Source organism: Clostridium fessum, assembly GCF_003024715.1.
In the GTDB taxonomy this organism is placed as follows: domain Bacteria; phylum Bacillota; class Clostridia; order Lachnospirales; family Lachnospiraceae; genus Otoolea; species Otoolea fessa.
Map to the genome: position 1 here is coordinate 104,952 of NZ_PYLO01000002.1, position 23,380 is coordinate 128,331.

Here is a 23,380-nt window from a genome sequence, read left to right on the forward strand (position 1 = left end):
CTACGCCTCCTGTTTCTCTAAAGCCTTCGCCTTTGCCACTACATCCTCGATCGTTCCGACATTGAAGAATGCTGCCTCCGGGTACGCATCCATCTCACCATCCAGAATTGCCTTAAAGCCCTTGACGGTATCCTTTAACGGCACATACTTGCCCGGTACACCGGTAAAGTTCTCCGCCACGTGGAACGGCTGGGATAAGAAACGCTGTATCTTTCTTGCGCGGCCGACGGTCAGCTTATCTTCCTCAGACAACTCGTCCATACCCAGAATTGCAATGATATCCTGCAATTCCTTGTATTTCTGCAAAATCTCCTGCACCCGTCTGGCCGTCTCATAGTGTTCTTCTCCGACCACATCCGGTTCCAGAATACGGGACGAGGATTCCAGCGGATCGACCGCCGGGTAGATACCCTGTTCTACGATCTTTCTGGAAAGAACCGTAGTCGCATCCAGATGGGTAAAGGTAGTCGCCGGTGCCGGATCGGTTAAATCATCCGCCGGTACATAGACTGCCTGGATTGAAGTGACCGAACCATCTTTCGTCGAGGCAATCCGCTCCTGCAGCTCGCCCATCTCATTCGCTAACGTTGGCTGATAACCAACCGCCGACGGCATACGCCCAAGCAGCGCTGAAACCTCCGAACCTGCCTGTACGTAACGGAAAATATTATCGATAAATAGTAACACATTCCGGTGCATTTTGTCACGGAAATATTCTGCCATCGTAAGACCGGTCTCTGCAACTCTCATACGAGCTCCCGGCGGCTCGTTCATCTGTCCAAACACGAGCGCTGTCTTTTCCAGAACACCGGATGCCTTCATCTCACTCCAGAGGTCATTGCCCTCACGGGAACGCTCACCGACACCCGTAAAGATAGAATAACCGCCCTGCTCCATCGCAATATTCCGGATCAGCTCCTGAATCAGGACTGTTTTTCCGACGCCCGCGCCGCCAAACAGACCGACTTTTCCGCCCTTGGAATACGGCGCCAGAAGATCAATAACCTTGATGCCCGTCTCCAGAATCTCCGCGACTGGGCTCTGATCCTCAAATGGCGGCGGATCCCGGTGAATACACCAGTGCTCCTCACCATCCAGCTTTTCTCCTCCATCTACCGTCTCACCTAAAACATTAAACAAACGTCCAAGCGTCTTTTCGCCAACCGGAACGGAAATGCCTTCTCCCGTCGGTGTTACCTTCATGTCACGGCTCAAGCCCTCGCTTGCCGACAGCATGATGCAGCGGACGATATTATTTCCCATGTGCTTGGCAGCTTCCATCACACACGTCTTTCCCTGATTTTCTACTGTGAGCGCGTCCCGGATCTCCGGAAGGGGACCGCTCTCAAATTTCACATCGACAACCGGACCGGAAACCTGGACAATCTTGCCTTCCGGCAGGCTGGTTTCGGTCTTTTTTGTCTCTGCCGCCTGTTCTCCCATCACACTCTCATCTCCTCTTCTCGTTCTCGTCTCTGTGCAGCCGCGCCGCCGCATACTTCGGTGATCTCCTGTGTGATCGCCGCCTGCCGCGCCCGGTTGTACATCGTATTCAAATCTTTTAAAAGTGCATCCGCATTATCCGTCGCCGCATCCATCGCCATCATACGGGCATTCTGCTCGCTGCAGAACGACTCAACCAGCGCGCCGTAGATAAATCCGGCTACATAGTTCGGAACGATCGCATTCATTGCTTCCTCCGGCGTTGGCCGGAGGGAAAACTCCTCCAGCCGCACATCGACCGGAATCGCCATTCCGTGCATATCCGGCTTGGTAATCGGAAGCACCCTTTTATCCTTCGCCACACTCTGCATCACATTTTCCATTCTTGTATACAGGACATGGATCTCATCCAAATCACCCGACAAATATCGTTCCAGAAGCATTCCAGCAATCCACCTTGCCCGGTTAAACGTCGGATCCTGCGCCGTATACTGGAAATTTTCTTCAATCGGGATGTGCTGGGAGGCAAAAAACTGCCGCCCCGTCTCACCGATGACAAACAGATGTACCTCGCGGGAAGGATCCTTTAAAAATGTATCCGCCATCTTCATGATATTATGGTTATAAGCACCCGCCAGCCCTTTATCGCCGGAAATAACCAGCAGCCCCGTTTTTTTCGACTGGTGTCCTTCTTTTTCAAAATAGGGGCTTTCCATGTTTGGCAGATGCCTCTGGATACGCCGGATGACATTTTGCAATGCATAGAAATACGGCTCCGTCTCTGCCAGTTCTTTTCTGGCTTTCTTTAATTTCGTCGAAGATATCAGATACATCGCGTTCGTGATCTTGCGCGTATCCTGAATACTCCGGATCCGGTTCTGGATCTCTCTGAGTCCTGCCATCTTCCATCACCGCCTTACTGCTTATCCAGTTTTGCATCCGCTGTGGCTGCCTCCAGCGCATTTCCCTGTGCTTTCAGGAATTTTGCCTTGTACTCGCCCACCGCCTTCGCAATCTCGCGCTGGATATCCTCGCTGAGTGTCTTCGTCGTGCGGAGTGCATCGCCCACCTGCGGGTAGGAGCTTCTCATATATTCGTAAAGACCGCCCTGGAATGTCTTCAGCTTTTCCTTCGGAATATCTACCAGCAGATGGCTCGTCGCCGCATACAGAATCACAACCTGTTCTTCCATCGAGAGCGGATGCTCAAGCGGCTGTTTTAACAGCTCCATCAGACCGCTGCCGTAGGCAAGCTGTGCCTTGGTTGCCGGATCCAGATCGGAACTGAACTGTGTAAATACTTCCATCTCGCGGTACTGCGCCAGGTCGATACGCACGCTTCCGGCTGCCTTCTTCATCGCCTTGGTCTGCGCTGCGCCGCCGACACGCGATACCGAAAGCCCTACATTGACCGCCGGGCGCATGCCCTCGAAGAACAGCGAACTTTCCAGGAAAATCTGTCCATCTGTGATGGAAATAACGTTGGTCGGGATATACGCCGACACATCACCCGCCTGTGTCTCGACAATCGGCAGCGCTGTGATTGAACCACCGCCCAGTTCATCCGAAAGCCGCGCCGAGCGCTCCAGCAGACGGGAATGCAGATAGAATACATCGCCCGGATATGCCTCACGTCCCGGGGAACGTTCCATCAGAAGAGACAGTGCACGGTACGCAACCGCGTGTTTCGATAAATCGTCATAGACAATCAGAACATCTTTTCCCTGATGCATGAAATATTCTGCCAGCGCCGTTCCTGCATACGGCGCGATATACTGTAAGGACGCCGGATCACTCGCCGTCGCTGCCAGCACGATGCTGTACTCCATCGCCCCGTGTTTTTCCAGTGTATGAACCAGTCTCGATACCGTTGAAGCCTTCTGACCGATCGCCACATAGATGCAGATCACGTCTTTTCCCTTTTGGTTCAGCATCGTATCCACCGCGATCGAGGTCTTACCGGTCTGGCGGTCGCCAATGATCAGCTCACGCTGTCCGCGTCCGATCGGGAACATCGAATCGATCGAGAGGATACCGGTCTCCATCGGGGTATCAACCGACTGACGTTCGATGATACCCGGCGCCGGGGACTCCACCGGACGGTATCCGGCAGCCTCAATCTCACCTTTATTATCGATCGGATTGCCCAGCGCATCTACAACACGCCCTAAAAATCCCTCGCCAACCGGGATACCTGCCATCTTGCCGGTCCGCATCGCGCGGCTTCCTTCTCCGATGGTGTTCGCATGTCCAAAGAGGATGCAGCCGATCTCCTTCGACCGGATATCCTGTACCATGCCTCTCACATCACCGTCAAACGCCACGATCTCGCCATACATTGCGTGGTCGATTCCATCCACATAGGCGATGCCGTCGCCCACCCGGCTGACCGTACCGATCTCACGGGCTGAAATGTCGATTCCATCCAGATTTCCTTTCAGAATCCCGATGATTCCCTTCTGGGTAAGGAAATCACCCGAATCCGGCTCTTTTACCAGATTCTTTAATTTATCTGCCAGTGCCCGTTTTCTTCCCTCCGTGCTCCAGTCATATTCCTCACTTCCGACCCGGAGGATAAAACCACTTCCAAGCTCCGGCTTTTCTTCCTTCACAATCCGGAGTTCCCGTCCCGGATATTTCTCCGAGAGAAATTTCCGGATTCCGGCTGCCTGTTTTTCATCCGGCTCTTTGACATATTCCAGCACACAGCGCAGATATTTATCCGGCTTTTCAAACGTCTCCGCTTCCTTAATCAGATCCGGCATCATTTTCATTGTCTGATCCTGTGCCAGCACCTCGATGATTCCCCGGACTGCCAGCGGAAACAGGCTACGAACCAGATCTTCCCGCTTCTCACGGGTCAAATCCGGATTTTCAAGCTCTGCCGGAAGCTGCGGTGTCGCAGCCAGTATCTCAGCCGCATGCTGCAGATCATCGACAGAAATCTTCTGCCTCTTTATTTCTTGTAAATAGACATCAAGTTTCTTCATTCTCCGTCGTACCCGCTTTCTTCAAAAACTCATCATAAAGAGCGCTGTCATCCGACTTCTTGTTCATCGAACCAGCCGCCGCGTCCAGAACCAGCGACAAAATTTCATGCTTCGCCTGTTCGAGCATCTTGTCCTTCTCCCGGCGTGCATCCTCGCCCGCCTTACGGACGACTTTATCTGCCTCTTTCTGGGCGTTTTCAATCAGCTGGCGTCCTTCCTCACGTGCACTCGCACGCGCCGCATCCAGCACCTTGTTTTTCTCTGCTTCTATTTCATCCTGGCAGGCTGCGTATTTCTCTTTCTCCGCCTGCGCTTCTTCCTGCATTTTTTTTGCCTCATCATACTTTTCCTGAATGGCTGCATTCCGTTTATCGATCACTTTGTTGATCGGCTTAAAGAGGAAAATACGGATAATTGCATACCAGATTAAAAGGTTGATGATCGTAAAAACCAGGTTGATGTCCAACCGTAACATAGCCTTGCCCCACCTTTCGTTTTCTATCGTATCAGCTTAAAAGAATAATAATCAAAAGGGCAATAACGAAACCATAAATAGCAGTTGCCTCGGCAAGTGCCGCACCTAACAATAGAATCTTTGTGATTTTTCCCTCTGCCTCCGGCTGTCTTGCGACTGCCTCAGTCGCCTTAGATGTGGCGATTCCGATACCAATTCCGGCTCCTGCGCCTGCAAGAACTGCCAGACCTGCTCCGATTGCAATGATTGTACCCATAATAAAGTCTCCTTTTTGTAATTTTCTATTTCTCTTCTATTACTCGATTGATTCCTTGATAAAAAGCCCTGTCAGGAAGACAAATACATACGCCTGAATCAGACCGTCAAAGATATCAAAGTAAGCGCTGAACAATACCGGAAGCCCTACCGGAAGGATGTATTCAATCAATTTCATGATGACGAACGCGCCCAGCACGTTTCCGAACAGTCGCATACACAGCGACAACGGTTTGATAAATACCTCCATGATATTGATCGGTGTCACGATGGCGATCGGCTCTGTAAAGCTCTTTAACCATCCTTTTAAACCTTTGACCCGAATCCCTGCTGTCTCAATCAGCACAATACTCATCAGCGCCAGTGCTGCCGTGACGTTCAAATCCTTGGTTGGCGGCTTGAATCCCAGTATACCAAGCAGGTTCGCCACGCCCAGATACATCAGCACGGATGTCAGATACGGCGCATAGCCTTTTCCTTCCTCTCCGAGGATTCCCTCGCCAATGCCCTGCAGCCACGTAACAGCGTTCTCCAGAAGGAGCTGTCCGCGTCCGGGATGTTCAACTTTCAGACCGTGCGTCACAATCAGTGAAACCACGAGCACCACTGCCATCATGATCCATGTAACCACAACGGATTCTGATATGCCGATCCCGCCAATTGTAAAGGCTGTCTCACAGTTCAATTCCTTGATCAGGGTCGCACCCAGATCTCCCATACTGTCACTTCCTCTCTCCGGGTTGTTCTCCCGCGGCTGCCCCGGCTATTGTTCTTTCATTTCCCGATGCCGCCACGTGTTCTAGTTACTGTTCACGCATACGTGTCCAGTAACGTTTTCTCCTGTGTCTCCACATTCTTCCCGTCTGTTCCCGATCTTACTCCCAGAAATACAAATGGTAAAATTATATTTTTTTCCTATATCCATAGATAAAATGAATGGTGATAGTTATTGGTAATCGTTATTGTGGCTGGACATTTCTGGAAAAATACGATAAAGTGTGACTATATTTGGTAAATACACGTACAGATATAAAATCAGATAAACACTGTTTCAATCAGGCAGAAACAGTCCGACATACAGAAAGGATTTCAACTACATACATGGACATCAGTTTCGACTACTACAAGGTTTTCTATGAGGTGGCTCGATGCCAGAATATTACCCAGGCGGCTTTGAATCTCTGCCTCACGCAGCCAACCGTAACAAAATACATTCATAATTTAGAAGATATGCTTCAGTGCAAACTTTTCAACCGCTCCCAAAAAGGCGTGACCCTGACCGATGAAGGGCGGATCCTGTTCCGCCAGATCAAGCGTCCCTGCCAGCAGATGGGACGAGCGGAAGAGCTTTTAAAAGAATACACGAACAGTCAGAGCGGCAAGGTTTCGATCGGTGCGAGCGAGCTGACAATGCGCTTCTTTCTGCTTCCTTATATTGAACAATTCCAGCAGCGTTTTCCGAATGTGACCGTGCAGATTCATTCCAACTCTGCGCCGATCACCGCTTCTTCCTTAAAGGCCGGGGAAAATGACTTTGCCGTCATCATTTCTCCGATCCACGAGATCATGAAGGAGCTGGATCTGGTTCACGTGATGCCGGTTTCCGAGTTCCAGGACATCGTCATCGCCGGAAACCGTTTTTCCGAGCTGCAGAACCGCACACTCTCCCTTGAAGAGCTCTGTATGCACCCACTTGTCAGCATGGAGTCCGGCACGACGACGCGGCTTTTTTGGGACAATCTCTTTGAGGAACAGGGGCTGGATCTGCACCCGAGCATCGAAGTTTCTTCCAACGACCTGATCGCCCCGACCGTCTCCCACAATCTGGGAATCGGCTTTGTTCCCTCGGAATTTGCCCGGAACTACCTGCTCAACTACCGCGTGTTCCAGCTTCACCTAAATATTCCTATCCCGAAGCGCCAGATCCTCGTCTTGCAAAACCCGATGCGCCCGCTGACGCCGGCGGCACAGGCATTTCTGGATATGCTGAAACAGCCGGTGCAGGAAAGTATAGGGAATGGACAGCCGGTCTTGTTACACCCATAGGGATTTTCACTAAAAATACCCTGTCGGTCGGATTTTAATGCTCCTGACAGGGTATTTTTGTTTGTAATCTACAAGCTTCTAACCTCTTCATATAAATGAAAGTGATTTTTTCTAAATTCCAGAAGCCCTTCCCGCTGCATTTTCCCCAGCTCTGCCGACAGCGCCGATCGGTCCACGCCCAGATAGTCGGCGAGCTGCTGGCGGTTGAATGGGATATCAAATCTCTCGCTCTCATTTTTTACCGCCTGATCGGAGAGGTACGACAGAAGCCGTCCCCGGATGGATTTCGACGATGTATTGAAGATCCGGCGGGACAGCTGCAAGTTTTTCTGCGCCGAGATTGCAAGCAGGTTGCGGATAAGCTGCGTGTGATGTCCGCAAGAATTGGGACACTGCGACAGCATTTTTCCAACATTTAAAAACAGCACTTCCGTCACCTCCGCTGCAAACACATCGACCAGCAGCTTTTCCCCCGGCACGCACGCATATGTCTCCGCAAAAATCTGTCCCGGTTCTACCCGGTCTAGAATGCTGCGGTTGCCCCACAGATCATCGTTGACAATCATCACACTTCCGTGCATCACCACACCCAGAGATGTGACCGTATTCCCCGCGCGATAAATCATTTCTTCTTTTTCATAACTGCGTTCCTCCGCCCCCAGACAGGACAGCATCTCCCCGATTCCGGATTCGCCCGCGCCTCGAAACAGGGGGCTGCGGCTTAGAAGCTGCATTTCGAAGGGAGTTAAATTCAGGCTGGCGCCCGTTTTATAGTTTGATGCCATATAGATGTTGACCTTTCTGTTTTAACTAAGTGTTCTTATTATATCAAATATTTTTATATTTTTCTGCAATCTGATTTCCCGTTCTTGCACATCCATGCAACTTCTGCGATAATAGAAACATTCCTATATCAAATGAAGCTTTAAACCAGAAGATTTATCGGACAGGATATTTACATAAAGAGGAGACTTTCAAATGATCGAGCCAAACCAGCTTCTTCAGACATATATCCGCCAGTATCAGGCGGCAAGCAAGAAAAAAAGAAAGACCAGTTCCCGCCCCCGCGATCTGAGCGAGCGGACCAACCGGCTGTTTAAAACACTGAAACGCACCAAACCGACACAGGTCACCAGCCTCTCGCTGGAGGAATGGCACCGCCAGATCAAAAATCTGGCTTATTTTGCGTACCGTTCGCACAACGATGCTGTCACAAAGCTCATTGAAACCAGCCTGCTGCCACAGCTCATCCGCCTGGATGAGGCAATGTTTCTGCCCGCCCAGCGCGATGATATTTCCGTGGATTTTCTGAATTATCTGGAAACAGAATTGGATGGTCAGCTCTGCACGCAGACACTTCTGGAGCTTTACCAGATCTATAAGCGCTACGTCATCCAGTATAAAATCATGGATCTCGTCCCATCCCGCCCAGAGCTGGAATTTCCGGAGACTATGGCGATGAACCGCCGTTTCATTCTCCACATCGGACCGACCAACAGCGGCAAAACATTTCACGCGCTGGAACGCTTAAAAACAGCGAAAAAGGGCACTTACCTCGGTCCGCTGCGCCTTCTGGCGCTTGAGGTATATGAAAAAATGCACGACTGCGGCGTTCCCAGCACCATGCTGACCGGTCAGGAGTGTATCGCCGACGATGACAGCCGGATCACAGCTTCGACGATCGAGATGGCAGATTTCTCCGAGGAATACGATATTGCCGTGATTGATGAGGCGCAGCTGACCGCCGATCCAGACCGCGGGCATTGCTGGACAAAGGCGATTCTGGGACTGAAAGCTCACGAAATCCATGTCTGCATGAGTCCCGCCGCTGAATCTGCTGTCACACACCTGATCCATCTGTGCGGCGACAGCCTTGCCATCTGCCGGTATCAGCGCAAAACTGCGCTCATCTGTGAGGACACGCCATTTTCCTTCCCGGAAAGTGTTCTTCCCGGCGATGCACTCGTCGTATTTTCCAAAAAATCTGTGCTGGATGTGGCGGGCCGTCTGGAAGAAGAAGGTATCAAGGCAAGTGTTATATATGGAAGCCTGCCGCCGGAGATCCGCCGACGCCAGATGCAGCTTTTTACCAGCGGCAAAACCAAGGTGGTCGTCGCCACCGACGCGATCGGCATGGGACTCAACCTACCTGTCCGGCGTATCGTATTCGTCCAGACCCAGAAATTTGACGGTACCACCCGGCGCGGTCTGACCGTACCGGAGGTCAAGCAGATCGCCGGGCGCGCCGGACGCTTCGGACTCTTTGACACCGGCTACGTCAACGCGATGGGGCAGGAATCCCTTGATTATATCCGGGAACAGCTTACTCAGGAGGAAGAACCAATCGAAAAAGTCAGCCTCGGTTTCCCACAGATTCTCCTCGATCTGGACGAGCCGCTGGACGTTATCATCAAAGTCTGGAAATCCGTTGAGCCGACGCCTCCGTTTGAAAAGGTCAGCGTCGATGAGATTTTAAGCCTTTATGCGCAGGCAGAACGCTACAGAGACGATATCTACGGATTCGATGACAAACGGATTCTCTACCGTATGATCAGCTGTCCGATCGATATCAAGGATCATCAGGTTGTCCTGCAATGGCTGCGCTACTGCAAGGATTACCCGGCGGACAAGCGCCTGAAACACCCGGACAAAGGCGCCGGCTCCAAGCTGGGGCTGCAGAAATACGAAACATATTACCGCAAGCTCGACCTCTACTACCAGTTCTCCCACCGTTTTGACAAGATCATCGACGAGGACTGGCTCGAACAGGAACGCAGCCGCACTGAAGGCACGATCATGCAGTATTTGTCCAAGGGCAAAAAAAGCTATATCGCCCGCTGCCAGCGCTGCGGACGGATGCTGCCGGTTGGATATCCGTTTAAGATTTGTGATCCGTGTTTTCGTCACAGTTCCATTATCGATTAGCCCCTGATTTTACCGTTTTACGTTCCGGCTGTTCAACACCACCAATGCCGTAAAAATCAAAAGAATGCCCAGCACATTTTCAACCCGCAGCATTTCTCCAAATACCACAATCCCAGCCACAGCTGCCACCATCGGCTCAGCAAACGCCAAAACCGAGGCTTTTCCTGCCTCCATCTGGCGGAGTCCCAGTGTGTAGCTTACAAACGGAAAAAAGGTAGATACAAGTCCCAACGCCAGCCCTTTGCCAAGAATCACCGGAGAGGTCATCAGGCTCGAAAACACCTCCGGTAATTTTACAAAGGGAATCAGGCTGATGGTTACAGCCATAAAAAAAGCTTTATTCTGAGGTGATGATATGATAACGGAAGATGCCATGACGACATGGGGGATACTGTTTCGGGGCAGCGCATGACGCGCTGCCTATTTTTTCGAATTTATGCTATAATACAGAAAGAGGGAATCAAATTTTAGGAAAACAAGGAGAATTTCAATATGTATGATGTGTTAATTATCGGCGCCGGTCCCGGCGGTATCTTTTCTGCCTATGAGCTGATGGAACGTAAACCGGATTTAAAGATCGCTGTTTTTGAGGTGGGACATCCGCTGGAGCACCGTAAATGTCCCATTGATGGTGATAAAATCAAGTCCTGTATTCACTGCAAATGCTGCTCCATCATGAGTGGATTCGGCGGAGCCGGTGCATTTTCTGATGGAAAATACAACATTACCAATGATTTCGGCGGCACTCTCTATGAGTATATCGGAAAAAAGACAGCCATTGAACTGATGGAATATGTGGATGGAATCAATCTCCGTTTTGGCGGGGAGGGCACGAAGCTGTATTCCACTGCGGGAACAAAATTCAAGAAAACCTGTATGCAGCACGGCCTGCATCTTCTGGATGCTTCGGTCCGCCATCTGGGTACGGATATTAATTATATTGTTCTGGAGCACCTCTATGATCATCTGAAAGATAAGGTAGATTTCTATTTTGACTGTGCCATCGAAACCGTGGCGAAGACCGAGAAGGGTTACAAGGTTTACAGCGATGATACAGCCTTTGAGGGTACGAAATGTATCATTTCCGCCGGACGAAGCGGCAGTAAGTGGATGCAGAAGGTATGCAGGGACCTGGATATCCATACGAATTCCAACCGTGTGGATCTGGGTGTCCGGGTTGAACTGCCGGCTGAGATCTTTTCGGATCTTACAGATGAACTCTATGAGAGTAAGATCGTGTATCGTACGGAAAAATACGAGGATTACGTGCGCACCTTCTGTATGAATCCCAAGGGAGCTGTGGTAAATGAGAATACCAACGGCATCGTAACGGTAAATGGTCACAGCTACGAGGATCCTGCAAAGCAGACCCATAACACGAACTTTGCCCTTCTGGTAGCGAAACATTTTTCAGAGCCCTTCAAGAATTCCAATGAATATGGAGAGAGTATTGCAAAACTCAGCAACATGCTGGGCGGTGGTGTAATTGTGCAGCGTTTTGGAGACCTGATCCGCGGAAAAAGAAGCACGCAGCAGCGAATCAATGAATCTTTTACGGTTCCAACCCTCAATGCGGCTGCCGGTGATCTGAGCCTGGTTCTCCCAAAACGGATTCTGGACGGTATTATCGAGATGATTTATGCCCTGGATAAGGTGGCACCGGGTACGGCGAATGATGACACTCTTCTCTATGGAGTGGAGGTAAAATTCTACAACATGGAGGTGGAAGTGGATCACAACCTGATGACCTGTCATGATGGACTCTACGTCATCGGTGACGGCAGCGGTATTACCCATTCCCTTTCCCATGCATCTGCCAGCGGTGTCTATGTGGCACGGCAGATCGCGGAGGCAATTTAATAATAAACGGTCAGAAATGTCTATTAAAAATGGATAAGATGCAGCCCCTATCGTCTGCCATCTTATCCATCTCATTTCACTTCTTTAGCTTACCAACATCTCATTCAGATGCATTTTCCTTGATTCCCACTCAGATCCCCAACTTCCGAAACAACGCATACAATTCTTCTGCCTCGTCAATCGAAGGTTTCCATCCATATTGTTTCAAATCGACGCGGTCGCCGTCCTCGGTGGAGTCCACCCGTATTCCATCCTGTTCCAGCAGTTTTTTCTGCTGTCCCGGATAGTCGAATGCCGCCGCGCCGCTTAGAAAGCCCTTGGAATTAATCACCCTGAATGCCGGGACATCGCCCAGGCGGTTGGTGCGGAGTGCATATCCCACCTGGCGGGAATGGCGCGGCGCACCGCACAGGAGCGCGACCTGACCGTAAGTCGTCACGCAGCCGTCCGGAATGCGCCTAAATACTTCTTCCATTCTCCGATAGATGTCCATAATTATTTCCCCAGCACCTCGTCCGCATGATCAAGTGCTGCCTCGATATTCGGGCAGAAATGAGCGCGTCCGATCATATCCACAAATCCTGCCTTCTCCATCACGTGCATCGGCTGCTCGTTGACATGGGACAAAATCAATGTAACGCCGTTCTTCTGGCAGCGCTCATAGAGGGCAACCATCGAATTCATCGCTGTACTGTCAACCGCCGGAACGGCACGCATACGAAGAACCAGGCATTTCGTCTCCTCGCGGGTTTCAATCTGGTTGATGCGGTCTGCTGCACCGAAGAACAGCGGTCCCGTAATCTCATAAACAGCCAGTTCTCTCGGAATCTCCCGCAAACGTGCCTGTTCTTTCATGGCTGCTTCTTCATCTTCTGCAGCTGCCGCTAAGAGCTGTGCCTCTTCCACTGAAAGCTCTTTTCCGGCTTTTTTCGCTTTTCTTACTTCCTGCTCTTTGCGCTTCTGCTCCTCTACTTCTTCGACATAGAGCCAGCTTCTGACGCCCGTCTCATCGCTCATCCGCTTCATAAACAGCAGGCAGGATAACAGCATACCGATCTCGATCGCTACAACCAGATCGAAGATAACGGTTAAGAAGAAGGTCATCACCAGAACCGCAATATCACTCTTCGGAGCCGTCTTGGTCAGACGGACGAAGGTTCTCCACTGACACATATTGTAGGCAACCATAAACAAGATTGCCGCGATGGTCGGCATCGGGATCCAGCTTGCACACGGCATCAGAACTACCAGAATCAGAAGCAGGACAACCGCATGAACCATGCCTGCAACCGGGGTACGGCCGCCATTTTTGACATTGGCTGCGGTACGCGCGATCGCGCCCGTCGCCGGAATACCGCCAAACAGGGCGGAAATAATATTACCCGCGCCCTGTGCCACCAGCTCCGTGTTGGAACGGTGTTTTCCGCCGATCATGCCGTCCGCTACCACGCAGGAAAGCAGAGACTCAATCGCCGCCAGAACTGCAATCGTAAACGCATCCGACAGGGAACCCTGAATCACATCGTAGCTAAACACCGGCAGACGGAACGCCGGAAGCTTGTTGCTGACCGTGTAAAGGTCGCCGATCGTATTCACATGCAGCGGCAGGAATTTTACCATTAAAATACCTGCAATAACCGCTACCAGCGATCCCGGAATTTTTTCCGTGATCATCGGCATCACGATCAGAATCGCCAGACACACCACGCCGACGATGATCGCGTGCAGATTGACACTTCCGAATCCAGCCGCGAACGCTTTCAGCTTCTGCATCGTCTCGATCGTCTCCATGCCTGCCGGATAGGTTACGCCAAAGAAATCCTTCAACTGACCGATGACGATCGTCACCGCGATACCGGAGGTAAAGCCGGTCGTGATTGTAAACGGAATAAACTTAATCAGTGAACCAAAATGGCAGAATCCCATGATAACCAGAATGATACCTGCCATGATCGTCGCAACTGCCAGCCCTTCCACGCCGCTCTTCGCCACAATACCTGCCACGATCGTTGCAAATGCTGCCGTTGGACCTGCAATCTGTACCTGGCTGCCCCCTAAAAATGAAATCACAAATCCGGCTGCAATCGCCGTGTAGATACCCTGTTCCGGACCTACACCCGAAGCCAGCGCCAGCGCGATCGAAAGCGGCAGCGCGATGATCGCTACGATGATACCCGCTATCACATCTGACATCAGCTGTGCGCCGGAATACTTCTTCAATGTTGTAAACAACATTGGACGTATTTTTTCCATACCTCAAACTCTCCCTTTTTCTTCCCAATTTAAACAAAAAGTAATTGTCAGCCCTAAAAAGAACCGACAATTACCTATTATACAGCAAAATAAGGGTGTGTCCAGTTTTTTCGAAGTTTTAACACAGGAATGCTTCCGACTTGTTACTGGGCACGTATGCGTAAACAGTAACTCAGACTTCTAGATAAGCAGTTGTTAAATTTCTTGGTTGTGATTTTTTTGTCAAAATGACGGATTTGTAAAATTTCTGTCACAAACTTCCGGCTATTTTTTCGATTGACTTTCCTTCAAAAAAGTCTATAATTCGTACTTGTAAAAAGCATTGAGCAGGACACGATTTCCAATTTTCCACGTTTTCAGAGAGCTGTCGGGCGATGAAAGACAGTAACGCCGATGGAAGTTATCCCCTGTGAGCTGACCGGACAAACGCATGTAGGATACCAGTAATCCGGTTCGGATTCCTACCGTTAGAGAGGAACATATTCAGAATGATGGATATGGCTGAGAGATCGGCTTTACAGCCGGTAAAAGAAGTGGTACCGCGGATGCTTACGCCTCCGTCTTCTTGAACTTTTAAAAGTTTCAGGAGGACAGAGGCTTTTTTGTTTCCCCGCTCCCGAAACTCCGGCAAACTGCCGGGACACTAAAAACCATTTGACCTATGGGAATGGAGGTATCTTTATGAACACATTAGTTATCGTAGTTATCGCAGCCTGTTGTCTGGCGGCTGGTTATCTGCTCTACGGCAGATGGCTCGCCCATAAATGGGGCATTGATCCAAACGCCAAGACACCGGCTGTCACAAAAGAAGATGGTCAGGACTATGTTCCGACCGATGGCTGGGTTGTATTTGCCCACCAGTTTTCATCCATCGCCGGCGCCGGTCCTGTCACCGGTGCGATCCAGGCGGCTGTCTTTGGATGGGTTCCGGTCTTTCTCTGGATCATCCTCGGCGGCATCTTCTTCGGCGCTGTTACCGATTTCGGTGCCCTGTACGCCAGCGTCAAAAATGAAGGCAAATCGATGGGACTTCTGATTGAACAGTACATCGGCAAAACCGGCAAAAAACTGTTCCTTCTGTTCTGCTGGCTCTTTACTTTAATTGTAATCGCAGCATTTGCCGACATGGTTGCCGGTACATTCAATGCATATGAGACGGTAGACGGCGTGACCAGCTTATCCGCCGCAGCAACTGTCAATGGCGCAGCCGGAAGCATTTCCCTCCTGTTCATTGCCTTTGCCGTTGTATTTGGACTGATTCAGAAAAAAGCTCAGTTCCATGGCTGGAAACAGACCGTGCTCGGACTTGTCTGCACGGTAGCTGCTTTCGTCATCGGCATGAACTGCCCGCTCATTACCACCAAGGCGAACTGGTCCTACATGGTATTCGCTTACATTTTCCTCGCAGCCGTTCTTCCTATGTGGCTTTTGATGGAACCGCGTGACCTGATGACAACCTTTATGTTTGCCGGTATGATTATCGGTGCCGTCGTTGGACTGCTTGTCGCACATCCGGCAATGAACCTGGCGCCTTACACTGGTTTCCACAATGAGAAATCCGGTGACCTGTTCCCGATTTTGTTTGTAACCGTTGCCTGCGGCGCCGTATCCGGTTTCCACAGCCTGGTTTCCTCGGGTACTTCCTCCAAGGCAATCACCAATGAAAAGGATATGCCGAAAGTTGGCTTCGGCGCTATGCTTTTGGAAAGTTTACTGGCTGTCCTGGCTCTGTGCGTTGCCGGTGCTGCCGCTTCCGCTGATGGCACGCCTGCAGCCGGTACTCCGTTTGCTATCTTCTCCTCCGGTGTTGCCGGATTCCTGGAGATGTTCGGAATCCCAGTTTACGCTGCCCAGTGCTTTATGACGATGTGCGTCTCCGCACTTGCCCTGACAAGCCTGGATTCCGTTGCACGTATCGGACGTATGTCCTTCCAGGAGCTGTTCAGTGTCGATAACATGGAACACGCCGAAGGATGGAGAAAGCTTCTCTGCAACAAATATTTTGCAACGGTTATCACCTTGGTATGCGGCTACATTTTAACCCAGATTGGCTATTCCAACATCTGGCCGCTGTTTGGCAGCGCCAACCAGCTGTTAAGCGCCCTGGTTCTCATCACCCTGTGCGTCTTCTTACGCGTCACCGGCCGTGAAAACCGCACGCTGCTGGTTCCACTGGTTGTTATGCTGTGCGTTACCTTCACCGCACTCGTTGAGCGCTGCATCGCACTGGTAAAGGCTTACAATGCCGGAACCGCTGTCTTTATGGTAGAAGGACTGCAGCTTATCATCGCGGTTCTGCTGATGGTTCTGGGTGTCATTATTGTGGTTCATTCCGGTAAAGTACTGTTTTCGAAATCGACTGCTTCGAAGACAGAAAACGATAAAAGATCTGAAATGAATAAACCGGCGCATTGCTAATGATTTCATCAAAATCAAATTATAACCCGACTATAGGTGCCAAAAAGGGAGTCTCTCGCTCACGAAAAGAGACTCCCTTTTTTGGTATTTTTTAATTCTATTGATAACCACTCTGCTGCTATATGATGCCAACTCTTCACTTCTGAATCTTTCTCACCGCGAATAATTGGCACTTTTGTTACTGTTCACGCATACGTGCCCAGTAACGCACTTTTTTCTATTCTTTCATCTTTTCTCAAATTTCTCTGGTATTTCCCCTGCATTTCGTCTATAATAGAAAGCAAATTTTTCAACCGAACACAGCGCTGACAGGCGTTGTATCAGACAGGAGGAGACATGGATATTGTATGTTTAGATCTAGAAGGTGTATTAGTGCCGGAAATCTGGATCGCATTTGCTGAAGAAACCGGAATCCCGGAGTTAAAACGCACCACCCGCGATGAGCCGGATTATAACAAACTGATGAATTACCGTTTAAACATCCTGCGCGAGCACGGACTGGGACTCAAGGAAATTCAGGAAACGATCTCTAAAATTGATCCGCTTCCGGGCGCAAGGGAGTTTTTAGACAAATTAAAAGAAATCACTCAGGTAATCATCATCAGCGATACCTTCTCCCAGTTTGCCGGACCTCTGATGAAGAAACTTGGCTATCCGACCATCTTCTGCAACTCTCTGGTTGTCAGCGAAAATGGTGAGATTACCGATTTTAAGATGCGCTGTGAGAAATCCAAATATACAACCGTCAAAGCACTCCAGTCCTGCGGCTTCGAGACGATCGCCAGCGGCGACAGCCACAACGACCTCGCCATGATTGAGGCAAGCAAGGCGGGCTTCCTCTTCCGCACGACGGAGGAGATCAAGGCAGAATATCCGCAGATTCCGGCTTATGAGACGTATGATGAGCTGTTAGAAGCGATTAAAAAGGTATTAGCGTAAACATTCCGTATTTTCATAATTGCATATGCAATCGTAAAAGCAGCCCCCGGAATCCACACTCCGGGAGCTGCTTTTCAATCGTTTATCCTCTCAAATGTTCACTGATTATTTTTCAATAAATAACTGTTTTACATCAAATGCCTCGTCGATCATGCCGGATTCATACATGAAATCAGCGGTCTTCTGGAAGCCTTCTTTGTCATCATCTGTGATCTCGGTAGAGAAATCATAGAGATCGTACATGCTTCTGACTGCATCGGTGTCCAGATCCAGCTCATCGGCTACGATCTGCATCGTCTCATCCGATTTTTCTTCCATGAAATCAGCAATCTCGGTCTGTGCTTCTTCCAGCTTCTCGATGATCTCCGGGTGCTCGTCATAGAATTTCTGTGTCACTGCCACTGCAATGATCGCCTTAATCAGGCCTTCGCCGTCGGCTACCAGGTGGTAACCCTGCTGCCCTGCATTGTAAGCAGTTGCGCCAGCAACCAGAGCCACGTCTACACTGCCGCCGTCCAGACCTGCTTTTGCATCCGGGATCGACATATTGACATAGTTAACGTCGTCGATCGTCATGCCAGCCGTTGCCAGATAGGAAACGAGAAGCTCATGCAGGTTGGTTCCGGTCGGTCCTGCGATTGTCTTTCCTCTCAGACTTTCCGGCGTCGTCAGGGACTCATCCTTAGAATACATACAGAATGCCTTCGGAGAACGGCTGTACATATTTAATACCTTGATATCCGCTCCATTTGCTGCAGACAGAATCACCGAAGTACCGCCAACCGCATACAAAACCTGCACATCGCCAGAAGCCAGCGCCTGTGTCTGATCTGCCCCGGAGGTCAGCTCCGCATAATCAACCTCAATCCCCATATCGCCAAATGTTTTTTCAAAAATACCCTGATTTTTCTCGATGATCGTCGGCACATTGAGCGGAGAAGTTACATACGTAAAGGTCAGCTTATCCAGATCAGATTCTTTCGCTGTCTCCTCCTCTGCGCTGGTTTCTGCCTCTGCCTGCGTGCTCTCAGCCGCATCTTTTGTACCTGAGCAGCCTGCCAGGGAAGCTGCGGTAAGGCAGAGTGCCATTCCCATTGCCATCCATCGTTTCATCATAATCGTTCCTCCTCTAAATAAAATGTAAATTATTTATAATATCCCTTTTCAGGGTTATCATCTCATCCTCCAAAAGATTCCTCTCTTCCTGCGGCGCCTTGACCTCATAGAGCGCCTTGACCATGCCCTTTTCAATGACCGCAATCTGGCTTCCCAGAATCAGTGCCTCATCGATGCTGTGCGTCACAAACAGAATGCTCGCACTGCGCTCCTGCTGGACGCGCAGAAGCTCTTTCTGCATCTGTTCCCTTGTAAAATAGTCAAGTGCGGCAAACGGCTCATCCATCATGATAAAGGTCGGCTCATACGCCAGCGCCCGCGCGATCGCCGCCCGCTGCTGCATTCCGCCGGAGAGCTGTGCCGGATATGCTTTTTCAAATCCAGATAATCCGACCGTGCGGATAACCGCCTCTATTTTCCCCGGATCTGTCTCCTTTTTTGAAAGCCCGAACACCACATTTTCCCAGACGGTCAACCACGGCATGAGGCGCGGTTCCTGAAAGACAAATGCCGTCTTGTGGGCGCTCTCCCAGCGAATCTCTCCGCTGTCCGCCGTCTCCAGTCCTCCGGTCAGCCGCAGAAGCGTCGTTTTCCCGCATCCGCTCTGCCCCAGAATCACAGTGATTCTCCCCGCCGGAAGCGACAGGTTGATCCCGTTTAAAACGGGAATCTCCCGGTTATCCACCAGGTATGTTTTATGAATATCAATCAGTTCAATTCCAGCCATTTTCCCCGGATCCTTTCAGCACAAATCCTATCATCCATCCAAACAGGCGGTCCGTCACATATCCGACTGCCCCGATCGCCAGAATCCCCACGATCACCTTGTCGGTCCGCGACATCTGCTGCGCAAATAAAATCATATGTCCAAGCCCGGTGGACGCCGCCACCATCTCCGCACCGATAATGGCGCGCCAGCTATAGCCAAGCCCGATCCGCATTCCGACCAGAATATCTGCCATCGCATAGGGCAGAATGATGCGGAAAAATTTGCGGCGCTTCGAGTAGCCGAACATATCGCCCACTTCCAGAAGTTTCGAATCGCACCCGGTAAATCCCTTCACGATATTTAAGTACATCGGGAAAAAGGACGCCAGCACAATAATCACCGTCTTCGTCGTCTCTCCGATTCCGCACCAGAGAATCAGCAGCGGAATCATGCTGAGCGGCGGGACATTGCGGAAAAACTGCACAATATACTCATAGTAAACGCTGCTGCCCGGAAACAGCGCCCGGAACATTCCCAGCACAAAGGCAAACAGGAACGCAATCGCAAATCCCTTCATGACACGCAGGAAACTGATTGAAATATCCCCCCACAGTTCCCCGGTTTTCACCATTTTTAAAAAGCTCGTCCACACCCGCGCCGGGGACGGCAGCACATACGCACTGACCATCTCCATGCGGCAGACCAAACACCAGATCAGAAATACCGCTCCGATTCCCAGCGCCGGACCGAAGTATTTCTGCCAATTATCCTTGAATTTCTTCGTTTCTTTCATTCTTCCCATTCTTTTGCCGCAATTCATGCATTTTCCGCTTCCTCAAGCGTTTTCCATGAACCGCAGATTTCTCTCACTCTGTCTGCACGCCATCCCCGTGATGGCATCCATCCTTACAATACAAAAGTTCCAGCAGATCCGCCTGCTTCCAGCTTCCGCTCTCCACATATGCCCGGATTTTCTCCGAACTGCTGACACTCTCTACCTTCGCCGCCTGTCCATCTTTCCGGCAGATTCCCGCAAAATACCCCGGCGGAATCGGGCTGTCTTCGATCGCCCGGACGCACACCTCACCGCCCGCCAGACGATTCCATGCGATAAACCGCGTATTCTCAAGTCCCAGCGAATTTCCAAGCACCGCAAGACTCTGGCATGGCGTCGTGATGATCTTCTCCCCATCCGCCAGATCCGGACGCGTGCTTAATTCCCGCGCACAGTGAAGTAAAATCGGCTCGATCGGGGCAACTTTCAGGTTTTCAATTCCAGATTCGTTTTCCGGCTCCTTCTGTATCTCTTCAAGCAGCCGAACCGCCTCCGGACAGCGCGCATCCGCAAGCGTCACGCCCGCCCGCAGACTAGCTTCATATCTTTCCCGGACGATCCGTCCCCAATCGCCCCGGCACTCGACCCGCGTCAGACCATGCCGTTCTAAAAAACGCTTCAGCGAATCTTCCTCACACATCCCGGCAGAAACCGGATTTATCCACAAATACTGCATTGTTTCTCCACTCTATCCAATCAGGCTGCCTAGCTTTCACACCTATGCACCTAATTTACTGCGTTTTCACGTTCTCTGCAAGTTAGTTTTTTCTAACTAGCTTATCATAGCAAAAAATCGATATATTGTCCAGTTTTGATTGTAAACTTTTACAATTTTATAAGTTGACACTAGCCGGTAAAAATGATAAAATCGGTTTTAATAGTTCCTATTTTCCTACGTATTTAATAGGTTTTATTCCGAACAGATTCCTGTTTTTATTGAATCCTATAAAAAAAGCAGGCGGACAGGGCATCAAGGATACAATTCAGGCGATCGAAAATGCCGGATATACCTATGAGATCGAGTCGGATGACCGTGAAGAATAATGGGACGCATTTTTCTATAAAAAAGGTTTTAACCAATTCTCGCACTTTCCGTGAAAATCGGCTAAAACCATTTTTCATTACAGCATATTAATAAACCCGGTCGATACCAGGAAAAGAACCAGCATGACAGCCGGCACAATATACCGGATTAAGAAGCTGTACATACCTGCTCTTGAAAAATGTTCCCCATTTTTCTCGACTTCTTCCACGATCCACTTCGGTCCGACCACCCATCCGATCAGGATGCTGGTTAAGAAGGAAATGATCGGCATAAGGAAGCTGTTGCTGATATAATCCATCACATCAAGCAGCTGTCCGGTGGAACCGTTCGGCAGCTTCAACTCAAAATACAGAACATTGTAGCCCAGACAAATGAGAACCGCCGTGAGCAGGGAATAGCTTCCGACCATCACACACATCTGTTTTCTCGTCTTTCCAAACACTTCCATGCAGTTGGCAACCAGCGTTTCCATGACAGAAACGCAGGATGTCAGCGCCGCAAAGCCAAGCATCAGGAAAAATGCAAGTCCCACGATATGACCGGCGCCGCCCATCGCCTGAAATACCTTTGGAAGCGAAATAAAGGTCAGACTCGGACCGGACGCCATGCCGTCGCGTCCTAAAAATACAAAGACCGCCGGAATAATCATCATGCCGGACAGAAGCGCCACACCTGTATCAAAAAATTCAATCTGGTTGGTCGCCTTATTCAAATCGATCTCATCTTTGACATAAGAGCCATATGTTACCATAATTCCCATCGACACACTCAGTGAGAAAAAGAGCTGGCTCATCGCATCCAGCAGTACTTCCAGAAATCCTTTTACCGTCAGTCCCGTAAAATCCGGGCGCACGTAGACGAGGAATCCCTGTATTCCCGTCCGGACCGTCCCATCCGCGTCCGTGTAGGAAAGCGTCAGTGAAAAAATCGCGATTCCGATGACTAACAGGATCAGTCCCGGCATGATAAAACAGGAAAATTTCTCAATTCCTTTCTCCACACCTCTGTATACAACCCAGATTGTGAGCGCCAGAAAGATTCCCGTGAAGATCAGCGGCGCATTCTTTTCCGTGATAAACGATGTAAAATATCCGTCCTCCGCCACATCCCTGCCGGATGTCGTCAAATACTCAAAGAAATATTTCGTGATCCATCCGCCGATGACCGAATAATACGTCATAATTAACATCGGAACCAGAAACGTCAGGTATCCAACAAACTTCCACTTCGGATGCAGCGTTCCAAACGCCCGCAGCGCATTCTCCTTCGTTCTTCTGCCGATCGCCACATCCGTCGTCAGAAGTACAAATCCAAATGTCACCACCAGCACCAGATACACCAGCAGGAACAGTCCGCCTCCGTCTTTCGCACATAAATACGGAAAACGCCAGATATTTCCTACACCGACAGCACTTCCGGCTGCTGCCAGCACAAACCCCAGCGAACCGCTGAAGCTGTTTTTCTTTTTTGCCATTTACTTATAACCCCCGTGATTGTAACTTTTATGTCCGTCTCCCGCGGACATAGACAGCTTCTATTCTACCTGTTTTTATTAGAATTACAAGTATCTGCCAGCAATTTTCCCCTCAAATTTTCCCCCCCCCCTCCCGCTTTTCTTCCCAGCCGCCCCATCGTTACTGTTCACGCATCATGCCCAGTAACGGAATTTGCCGTGGCTTCGCATTTAATTTATTTCCTCCCTTTCTTCTCTACTTGCCTGCCTTATCATCTTCTGCTAAAATTAAAAAGATAAAAACAGAAATTTTCTCATGGAATGAGGCATATACACAATGAACAACAATCAAACATTCCCGCGTCTTTGCCGGGTTTTAGAAATATACGAAGCCGATTTTGGCTGTGAAGAACGCCCGGACGGACAGGAAACGATGGTCTGTGTCCGTCTGCTGGACACAACTGAAAATGCAAACCTCTCAGAGCATCCAGAATATACGATACGCACCGCGGATCAGGCACTCTATGATACCGGAATCGATGAGGGCGATCGCGTCTGGTTTGACCCGGAATCCGGGCAGATTGAGAAAGCGGCTGAATCACACTAAAATATAAAGAGT

At 50.1% G+C, this 23,380-nt stretch carries 21 protein-coding genes and 1 other annotated feature; of the genes, 6 read left to right on the plus strand and 15 right to left on the minus strand.

Annotated features, from left to right (window positions below):
- From atpD to C7U56_RS05560, 6 genes are read right to left on the minus strand one after another with little or no spacing between them, the layout of a single operon-like run.
- Nucleotides 1-1,443, minus strand: coding sequence for a F0F1 ATP synthase subunit beta (gene atpD, locus C7U56_RS05535; RefSeq protein ID WP_431833072.1), 1,443 nt, complete (start codon nt 1,441-1,443; stop codon nt 1-3).
- Nucleotides 1,443-2,345, minus strand: a complete 903-nt coding sequence (gene atpG, locus C7U56_RS05540; protein ID WP_107000517.1) for an ATP synthase F1 subunit gamma — start codon at nt 2,343-2,345, stop codon at nt 1,443-1,445. The genes atpD and atpG overlap by 1 nt, the downstream gene beginning before the upstream one ends.
- 14 nt (nt 2,346-2,359) lie before the next feature.
- Nucleotides 2,360-4,432 carry a F0F1 ATP synthase subunit alpha gene (gene atpA, locus C7U56_RS05545; protein WP_107000518.1) on the minus strand — a complete coding sequence of 691 codons (2,073 nt, stop codon included), beginning with the start codon at nt 4,430-4,432 and terminating at the stop codon, nt 2,360-2,362.
- Nucleotides 4,419-4,907: an ATP synthase F0 subunit B gene (locus tag C7U56_RS05550; RefSeq protein ID WP_107000519.1), complete on the minus strand. Its 489-nt coding sequence runs from the start codon at nt 4,905-4,907 to the stop codon at nt 4,419-4,421. Before C7U56_RS05550 ends, atpA begins: the two co-directional genes overlap by 14 nt.
- A 31-nt stretch (nt 4,908-4,938) precedes the next feature.
- Nucleotides 4,939-5,163, minus strand: coding sequence for an ATP synthase F0 subunit C (gene atpE, locus C7U56_RS05555; protein ID WP_022359062.1), 225 nt, complete (start codon nt 5,161-5,163; stop codon nt 4,939-4,941).
- Between the two features lie 39 nt (nt 5,164-5,202).
- On the minus strand, nt 5,203-5,880 hold the full coding sequence (locus C7U56_RS05560) for a F0F1 ATP synthase subunit A (protein WP_107000520.1): 678 nt from the start codon (nt 5,878-5,880) through the stop codon (nt 5,203-5,205).
- A 383-nt stretch (nt 5,881-6,263) separates the two neighbouring features.
- Here C7U56_RS05560 and C7U56_RS05565 point away from each other — a divergent pair, with 383 nt between their 5' ends.
- Entirely contained in the window at nt 6,264-7,208 is a 945-nt protein-coding gene (locus C7U56_RS05565) for a LysR family transcriptional regulator (protein ID WP_107000521.1), read from the plus strand.
- Nucleotides 7,209-7,276: 68 nt separating this feature from the next.
- On the opposite strand, the gene C7U56_RS05570 is transcribed toward C7U56_RS05565, so the two are convergent.
- A complete protein-coding gene (locus C7U56_RS05570; RefSeq protein ID WP_022359065.1) occupies nt 7,277-7,993 on the minus strand; it encodes a Crp/Fnr family transcriptional regulator in 717 nt (238 codons plus the stop codon).
- Nucleotides 7,994-8,186: 193 nt separating this feature from the next.
- Here C7U56_RS05570 and C7U56_RS05575 point away from each other — a divergent pair, with 193 nt between their 5' ends.
- The gene (locus C7U56_RS05575) at nt 8,187-10,133 is read left to right on the plus strand and encodes an SUV3 family DEAD/DEAH box RNA helicase (RefSeq protein WP_107000522.1); all 1,947 of its coding nucleotides are present in this window, start codon (nt 8,187-8,189) and stop codon (nt 10,131-10,133) included.
- Nucleotides 10,134-10,142: 9 nt separating this feature from the next.
- Here C7U56_RS05575 and C7U56_RS05580 read toward each other — a convergent pair whose 3' ends face one another.
- Nucleotides 10,143-10,460, minus strand: coding sequence for an EamA family transporter (locus C7U56_RS05580; RefSeq protein WP_181357184.1), 318 nt, complete (start codon nt 10,458-10,460; stop codon nt 10,143-10,145).
- Between the two features lie 165 nt (nt 10,461-10,625).
- Here C7U56_RS05580 and C7U56_RS05585 point away from each other — a divergent pair, with 165 nt between their 5' ends.
- On the plus strand, nt 10,626-11,993 hold the full coding sequence (locus C7U56_RS05585) for an NAD(P)/FAD-dependent oxidoreductase (protein WP_107000524.1): 1,368 nt from the start codon (nt 10,626-10,628) through the stop codon (nt 11,991-11,993).
- A 130-nt stretch (nt 11,994-12,123) separates the two neighbouring features.
- Here C7U56_RS05585 and C7U56_RS05590 read toward each other — a convergent pair whose 3' ends face one another.
- Nucleotides 12,124-12,486, minus strand: a complete 363-nt coding sequence (locus C7U56_RS05590; protein WP_107000525.1) for an MGMT family protein — start codon at nt 12,484-12,486, stop codon at nt 12,124-12,126.
- Between the two features lie 2 nt (nt 12,487-12,488).
- Complete coding sequence (locus C7U56_RS05595) at nt 12,489-14,246, minus strand: SulP family inorganic anion transporter (RefSeq protein ID WP_107000526.1); 1,758 nt, start codon at nt 14,244-14,246, stop codon at nt 12,489-12,491.
- 313 nt (nt 14,247-14,559) lie between these two features.
- Nucleotides 14,560-14,814: a binding site (T-box leader), on the plus strand.
- Nucleotides 14,815-14,927: 113 nt separating this feature from the next.
- On the opposite strand from C7U56_RS05595, the gene C7U56_RS05600 reads away from it, so the two are divergent.
- Nucleotides 14,928-16,664 (plus strand): carbon starvation CstA family protein, encoded by a 1,737-nt coding sequence (locus tag C7U56_RS05600; protein ID WP_107000527.1) that lies wholly within the window; start codon nt 14,928-14,930, stop codon nt 16,662-16,664.
- 336 nt (nt 16,665-17,000) lie between these two features.
- Entirely contained in the window at nt 17,001-17,603 is a 603-nt protein-coding gene (gene thrH, locus C7U56_RS05605; protein ID WP_022359071.1) for a bifunctional phosphoserine phosphatase/homoserine phosphotransferase ThrH, read from the plus strand.
- Nucleotides 17,604-17,708: 105 nt separating this feature from the next.
- Here the strand turns inward: thrH and C7U56_RS05610 are convergent, their stop codons facing one another.
- From C7U56_RS05610 to C7U56_RS05630, 5 genes are all read right to left on the minus strand, one after another.
- Nucleotides 17,709-18,719, minus strand: coding sequence for an ABC transporter substrate-binding protein (locus C7U56_RS05610; RefSeq protein ID WP_333493378.1), 1,011 nt, complete (start codon nt 18,717-18,719; stop codon nt 17,709-17,711).
- A 13-nt stretch (nt 18,720-18,732) separates the two neighbouring features.
- Nucleotides 18,733-19,446, minus strand: a complete 714-nt coding sequence (locus tag C7U56_RS05615) for an ABC transporter ATP-binding protein (protein WP_107000528.1) — start codon at nt 19,444-19,446, stop codon at nt 18,733-18,735.
- Nucleotides 19,433-20,248, minus strand: coding sequence for an ABC transporter permease (locus tag C7U56_RS05620; protein WP_233430200.1), 816 nt, complete (start codon nt 20,246-20,248; stop codon nt 19,433-19,435). Before C7U56_RS05620 ends, C7U56_RS05615 begins: the two co-directional genes overlap by 14 nt.
- A gap of 46 nt (nt 20,249-20,294) precedes the next feature.
- Nucleotides 20,295-20,939, minus strand: coding sequence for a hypothetical protein (locus C7U56_RS05625; protein WP_107000529.1), 645 nt, complete (start codon nt 20,937-20,939; stop codon nt 20,295-20,297).
- Between the two features lie 445 nt (nt 20,940-21,384).
- A complete protein-coding gene (locus C7U56_RS05630) occupies nt 21,385-22,782 on the minus strand; it encodes a sodium-dependent transporter (RefSeq protein ID WP_107000530.1) in 1,398 nt (465 codons plus the stop codon).
- A gap of 316 nt (nt 22,783-23,098) precedes the next feature.
- On the opposite strand from C7U56_RS05630, the gene C7U56_RS05635 reads away from it, so the two are divergent.
- A complete protein-coding gene (locus tag C7U56_RS05635; RefSeq protein ID WP_107000531.1) occupies nt 23,099-23,368 on the plus strand; it encodes a hypothetical protein in 270 nt (89 codons plus the stop codon).
- Nucleotides 23,369-23,380 lie beyond the last annotated feature (12 nt).

Bases quoted from the DNA above. Each gene is read 5' to 3' on its own strand.
- thrH (WP_022359071.1), top strand. From the start codon at position 17,001: ATGGATATTGTATGTTTAGATCTAGAAGGTGTATTAGTGCCGGAAATC.
- atpD (WP_431833072.1), bottom strand. From the start codon at position 1,443: ATGGGAGAACAGGCGGCAGAGACAAAAAAGACCGAAACCAGCCTGCCG.
- C7U56_RS05590 (WP_107000525.1), bottom strand. From the start codon at position 12,486: ATGGACATCTATCGGAGAATGGAAGAAGTATTTAGGCGCATTCCGGAC.
- C7U56_RS05570 (WP_022359065.1), bottom strand. From the start codon at position 7,993: ATGGCATCAAACTATAAAACGGGCGCCAGCCTGAATTTAACTCCCTTC.
- atpA (WP_107000518.1), bottom strand. From the start codon at position 4,432: ATGAAGAAACTTGATGTCTATTTACAAGAAATAAAGAGGCAGAAGATT.
- C7U56_RS05560 (WP_107000520.1), bottom strand. From the start codon at position 5,880: ATGGGAGATCTGGGTGCGACCCTGATCAAGGAATTGAACTGTGAGACA.
- C7U56_RS05585 (WP_107000524.1), top strand. From the start codon at position 10,626: ATGTATGATGTGTTAATTATCGGCGCCGGTCCCGGCGGTATCTTTTCT.
- C7U56_RS05610 (WP_333493378.1), bottom strand. From the start codon at position 18,719: ATGATGAAACGATGGATGGCAATGGGAATGGCACTCTGCCTTACCGCA.
- C7U56_RS05575 (WP_107000522.1), top strand. From the start codon at position 8,187: ATGATCGAGCCAAACCAGCTTCTTCAGACATATATCCGCCAGTATCAG.
- atpE (WP_022359062.1), bottom strand. From the start codon at position 5,163: ATGGGTACAATCATTGCAATCGGAGCAGGTCTGGCAGTTCTTGCAGGC.
- C7U56_RS05565 (WP_107000521.1), top strand. From the start codon at position 6,264: ATGGACATCAGTTTCGACTACTACAAGGTTTTCTATGAGGTGGCTCGA.
- C7U56_RS05615 (WP_107000528.1), bottom strand. From the start codon at position 19,446: ATGGCTGGAATTGAACTGATTGATATTCATAAAACATACCTGGTGGAT.
- C7U56_RS05620 (WP_233430200.1), bottom strand. From the start codon at position 20,248: ATGAATTGCGGCAAAAGAATGGGAAGAATGAAAGAAACGAAGAAATTC.
- C7U56_RS05550 (WP_107000519.1), bottom strand. From the start codon at position 4,907: ATGTTACGGTTGGACATCAACCTGGTTTTTACGATCATCAACCTTTTA.
- atpG (WP_107000517.1), bottom strand. From the start codon at position 2,345: ATGGCAGGACTCAGAGAGATCCAGAACCGGATCCGGAGTATTCAGGAT.
- C7U56_RS05595 (WP_107000526.1), bottom strand. From the start codon at position 14,246: ATGGAAAAAATACGTCCAATGTTGTTTACAACATTGAAGAAGTATTCC.
- C7U56_RS05580 (WP_181357184.1), bottom strand. From the start codon at position 10,460: ATGGCTGTAACCATCAGCCTGATTCCCTTTGTAAAATTACCGGAGGTG.
- C7U56_RS05635 (WP_107000531.1), top strand. From the start codon at position 23,099: ATGAACAACAATCAAACATTCCCGCGTCTTTGCCGGGTTTTAGAAATA.
- C7U56_RS05625 (WP_107000529.1), bottom strand. From the start codon at position 20,939: ATGCAGTATTTGTGGATAAATCCGGTTTCTGCCGGGATGTGTGAGGAA.
- C7U56_RS05600 (WP_107000527.1), top strand. From the start codon at position 14,928: ATGAACACATTAGTTATCGTAGTTATCGCAGCCTGTTGTCTGGCGGCT.
- C7U56_RS05630 (WP_107000530.1), bottom strand. From the start codon at position 22,782: ATGGCAAAAAAGAAAAACAGCTTCAGCGGTTCGCTGGGGTTTGTGCTG.